The organism is Herbaspirillum lusitanum P6-12 (assembly GCF_000256565.1).
Lineage (GTDB): Bacteria > Pseudomonadota > Gammaproteobacteria > Burkholderiales > Burkholderiaceae_D > Herbaspirillum > Herbaspirillum lusitanum.
Genome location: NZ_AJHH01000035.1, coordinates 1 through 4,378 on the forward strand (window position 1 = coordinate 1; position 4,378 = coordinate 4,378).

Sequence of the window (4,378 nt, forward strand, 5' to 3'; positions counted from 1 at the left end):
GCCGGTGCGGCCGGCGATTTGCTCGACCTGCAGGCCGAGCTGACGGATATCTTCGTTGTGCTGGCTGAGCGCTGCAATCTTGCGCAGCAAGGCGTCGCGCGTGGTCAGTACTTGCTCCAGGGCATCAGCGATACCGCCGAGCTGCTGTGCAGCGTTCTGGATGACTTGCAGGACGTCGCCGTTCTTGCCGCCTTCGGCCAGGCTGACTGCGCCGCCGAGGCGTTGATGGATGCCGACGAAGCGCTGCGTGAGCTTGTCGATTGCTTCCTGCGTCTGGGTGCGCGCCAGCTGTACGTTGTTGCGCCAGGCCGGCACTACCGCTTGCACCAGCACGGGCAGGTCCGTCGGACCGGCCGCCTCTTCATTTGCTTGTGCCGAAGGAATACCTGCAACCGGCGCCGCGCCGGCTCTCGCCGGACCTGCGCCAAGCACCCACGCCACGCCTGCGATCAGCGCGCCGGCGATGATGCCCTGCCACCATCGTGGTGCCAGCAAAGCAAGCACAAGAGCATTGATCCCCCACAACGCAAGCAAGGCGCGATAGTTCGACTTCACGATGGTCCAATCAGAATGTTTGATTTTTGGTAGTTCAGGCGGGACGATCCCCTTCTCGTCTCCACATGCCGCCTTTCCTTGCATTAACGGCAACATGCGGCCGCTTTTTATACATTCGCCGCGAATAATTAAAATTTCCACAAAACAACACCCGTATCACCGGTCATATTTTGTGTTCTTTATTCTGGACCGTCGAAGGCTTGGTCTGTGGGCGGAATAGAGGCAGAATTCAGCTTGATTTGTCAGAGTATGCATTGCCGAAAAGAAACGAATTCCCTACCTCATACACCCCATGCAAATTCCTGTTGCTTTACAGACCGTCGGCTTGCTGGCGCTGTCGAACGTTTTCATGACCGTGGCCTGGTACGGCCATCTCAAGAGCCTGGCCTCCAAACCCTGGTGGATCGCCGCGTTGATCAGCTGGTCGATCGCGCTGTTCGAGTACCTGTTGCAGGTGCCCGCCAACCGCATCGGCTACACGCAGTTCAGCCTGGCGCAACTGAAGATCATGCAAGAGGCGATCACGCTGACGGTGTTCGTGCCGTTTGCAATGATTTACATGCAGCAGCCGTTCAAGCTCGACTATGTGTGGGCGGCGCTGTGTCTGGTCGGCGCGGTGTATTTCATTTTCCGCAGCTGATCTGCCCGCTCTTTCTGCGGAACCGGTTCTGACACAGCGCTGACAGCGCAGCGCCACTCTCGTACAATGCGGACTCCCATCCACTGTGTGCGGTGCAATAGCCGTCAAGAGCGAGAATGGATTTAGACAGTTACCACTACATCGTCATCGAAGGCCCGATCGGCGTCGGCAAGACCACGCTGGCGCGCAAGCTGGCCGACCGTCTCGGCGTGCAGGCAGTGCTGGAGCAGCCGCAGGAAAACCCTTTCCTCGAAAAGTTCTACCGCGACGCCGGCCGCTATGCGCTGCAGACACAAATGTTCTTCCTGTTCCAGCGTATCCAGCAATTGCAGGAGCTGGCGCAATCGGATCTGTTCAACACCCGTTTCGTCGGCGACTTCCTGCTGGAAAAAGATCCGCTGTTCGCGCGCCTGACGCTGGCCGATGAAGAACTGAAACTCTACGAACAGCTTTATCAGCACATGCGCACGCACGCCGTGCAGCCGGATCTGGTGATCTATCTGCAGGCGCCGGTGGAAACGCTGATCGAGCGCATTCGCAAGCGCGGCATTCCGATGGAAGCCTCGATCTCACACGATTACCTGCAGCGTCTGGGCGACAGCTACAGTCGCTTTTTCTACAACTACGATGCCGCACCGCTGCTGATCGTCAACAACGAGCACATGAACATGGCCGACAGCGACGAAGATTTTGAGCTGCTGCTGTCGCACATCATCGAGATGCGCGGCAAGCGCGCATTCCTGAACCGAGGAGAATAACCATGGCCGCCTATCTGCAGGACGTTCCCGCAACACGCAAGAAAGCCGTCACCATCCACACCCTGCAAGCCATGCGCGACAAGGGCGACAAAATCACCATGCTGACCTGTTATGACGCCAGTTTTTCGGCGTTGATGGATCGCAGCGGCGTCGACACGGTGCTGATCGGCGATTCGTTGGGCATGGTATGCCAGGGCCACCAATCGACCTTGCCGGTGACCGTCACGGACATCGCCTATCACACGGCCAGTGTGGCGCGCGGCAACCAGTCCATGCTGATCATCGCCGACATGCCGTTCGGCGCCTACGGGTCGCCGCTCGCAGCATTCGACAATGCCGTCAAGCTCATGCAGGCCGGCGCACACATGGTGAAAATCGAAGGCGGCGCCTGGCTGGCCGACACCATTCGCCTGTTGACCGAACGCGGCATCCCGGTTTGCGCGCACCTCGGCCTGACGCCGCAATCGGTGCATCAGATGGGCGGTTTCAAGGTGCAGGGCAAGACACTGGAAGGCGCCGAATTGCTGCACGCCGACGCCAGGGCCGTGCAGGCGGCCGGGGCTTCGCTACTGGTGCTGGAAGCGATTCCGGCGACGCTCGGCGCTGACGTGACGGCGCAGTTGCGCATCCCCACCATCGGCATTGGCGCGGGTCCGGACTGTTCCGGCCAGGTGCTGGTGATGCACGACATGCTGGGCGTGTTCCCGGGCCACAAGGCGCGCTTCGTGAAGAATTTCATGGACGGCGCAGCCAGTGTGGAAGAGGCCGTGCGCGGCTATGTGGCGGCGGTCAAGGACGGCAGCTTCCCGGCAGCCGAGCATTGCTTCTGAGCGCTTTCTCCGGATATCGGCAGACGAAAAAAAGCCTGCTCGCGCAGGCTTTTTTCTTTTCAGGAACAGGCAGGCTCCGCTTCAGCGAATGTCCTTGATGTCCTTGTAGCGATCCAGGCTGACTGCCAGGTTCTTGCTGCATTCATCGACATTGCTGATGGTCGGCGACAAGGCTTCGAGCAATCCGTCGTGCACGCCGTAGACCAGAGCATGGATGCTCAATTCCTGACCGCGTTCCCAGGCATCGGTGACGATGGTGGTGCGGCAGATGTTGGCGACCTGTTCCAGCACGTTGAGCTCGCACAGACGATCATGCTGGTCGCCCTGCGACATGTGGTCGTGGAAACAACCGATGTGCTTTTCATGGACGTCCTGGACGTGCTGCAACCAGTTGTCGGCGAGACCGACGCGGCGCTTGGTAAGCGCCGCCTGGACGCCGGCGCAACCGTAGTGGCCGCAGATGATGATGTGCTTGACCTTCAGCACGTCGACCGCGAACTGCAGCACCGACAGGCAATTCAGATCGGTGTGCACGACCACGTTGGCGATATTGCGGTGGACGAACAGTTCACCCGGCAACAGGCCGAGCAGATCGTTGGCCGGAACGCGGTTGTCCGAACAGCCGATCCAGAAATATTCGGGAGAACGCTGCGAGCCGAGCTTCAAAAAGAAATCCGGGTCCCGCGCGGTAATTTCACTTGCCCAGCGGCGGTTGCCTTGCAGCAGTTGCAGCTGAACCTGGTCTTGTTGGCTTGGTATGGTCATAGTCGGCAAGATCGAGTTTCACGCTTGTCGTCGCATCGCACCCGAAAGGGCCGATCGCGGCAGGCATGAGGATGAATGAAAAGAAGACCGGACGTTCGCCGTGTTTGCCACGGCGGGCGCTGGATACGGCCGGACGGCCGATGGCGCATGCTAACGATGTCTTCCGGAAATGCGCGGCGCATGTTCTGAGCACTGTGTTACCAGCACCATGCGCCGCGACTGCATTGTATAGAAAAAACGCCGCAAAAACCGGCGCGCCTGAAACGGCGACGCCGGTCTGAGCCGAATTACTCGAAGAATTCCTTGACCTTGTCTTTCCAGGTCTTGGTTTGCGGGCTGTGCTTGGCGCCGCCTTCGGCAGTCAGTTTTTCAAATTCGCGCAGCAGGTCCTTCTGGCGTTCGGTCAGCTTGACCGGCGTTTCCACCACGACGTGGCAGAACAGGTCGCCGGCATAGCCGGAGCGCACGCCCTTGATGCCCTTGCCGCGCAGGCGGAAGGTCTTGCCGGATTGCGTGCCTTCTGGAATCGTGAAGGAAGCCTTGCCGCTCAAGGTCGGCGCTTCGATGTCGCCGCCCAATGCCGCCTTGGCGAACGAGATCGGCATTTCGCAATGCAGATCGTCGCCATCGCGCTGGAACACTTCGTGTTGCCTGATGTGGATTTCCACATACAGATCGCCTGGAGGACCGCCGTTCATGCCCGGTTCGCCGTTGCCGGACGAACGGATGCGCATGCCGTCGTCGATGCCTTCCGGAATCTTCACTTCCAGCGTCTTGTTGCGCTTGAGGCGACCGGCTGGCGCGCCTGTCCAAGCGGACCGAACTGCGCA

General features: G+C 59.8%; 5 protein-coding genes and 1 pseudogene. 3 read left to right on the forward strand and 3 right to left on the reverse strand.

Annotated features, from left to right (window positions below):
- Positions 1-555 (reverse strand): annotated as a pseudogene (locus HLUSI_RS26450) (chemotaxis protein); the annotation flags it as partial.
- A 292-nt stretch (positions 556-847) separates the two neighbouring features.
- Here HLUSI_RS26450 and HLUSI_RS0101395 point away from each other — a divergent pair.
- The 3 genes from HLUSI_RS0101395 (at position 848) to panB (ending at position 2,783) form a co-directional block, all read left to right on the forward strand.
- The gene (locus HLUSI_RS0101395) at positions 848-1,195 is read left to right on the forward strand and encodes a DMT family protein (RefSeq protein ID WP_016832256.1); all 348 of its coding nucleotides are present in this window, start codon (positions 848-850) and stop codon (positions 1,193-1,195) included.
- Positions 1,196-1,311: 116 nt separating this feature from the next.
- A complete protein-coding gene (locus tag HLUSI_RS0101400; protein WP_016832257.1) occupies positions 1,312-1,953 on the forward strand; it encodes a deoxynucleoside kinase in 642 nt (213 codons plus the stop codon).
- 2 nt (positions 1,954-1,955) lie between these two features.
- Positions 1,956-2,783: a 3-methyl-2-oxobutanoate hydroxymethyltransferase gene (gene panB / locus HLUSI_RS0101405; protein WP_016832258.1), complete on the forward strand. Its 828-nt coding sequence runs from the start codon at positions 1,956-1,958 to the stop codon at positions 2,781-2,783.
- Positions 2,784-2,864: 81 nt separating this feature from the next.
- On the opposite strand, the gene can is transcribed toward panB, so the two are convergent.
- Both can and HLUSI_RS0101415 read right to left on the reverse strand, forming a co-directional pair.
- Positions 2,865-3,548 carry a carbonate dehydratase gene (can, locus tag HLUSI_RS0101410; RefSeq protein WP_016832259.1) on the reverse strand — a complete coding sequence of 228 codons (684 nt, stop codon included), beginning with the start codon at positions 3,546-3,548 and terminating at the stop codon, positions 2,865-2,867.
- A gap of 287 nt (positions 3,549-3,835) precedes the next feature.
- Positions 3,836-4,378 (reverse strand): DnaJ C-terminal domain-containing protein (locus tag HLUSI_RS0101415; RefSeq protein WP_016832260.1); only part of this gene is annotated, 543 nt, incomplete at its 5' end.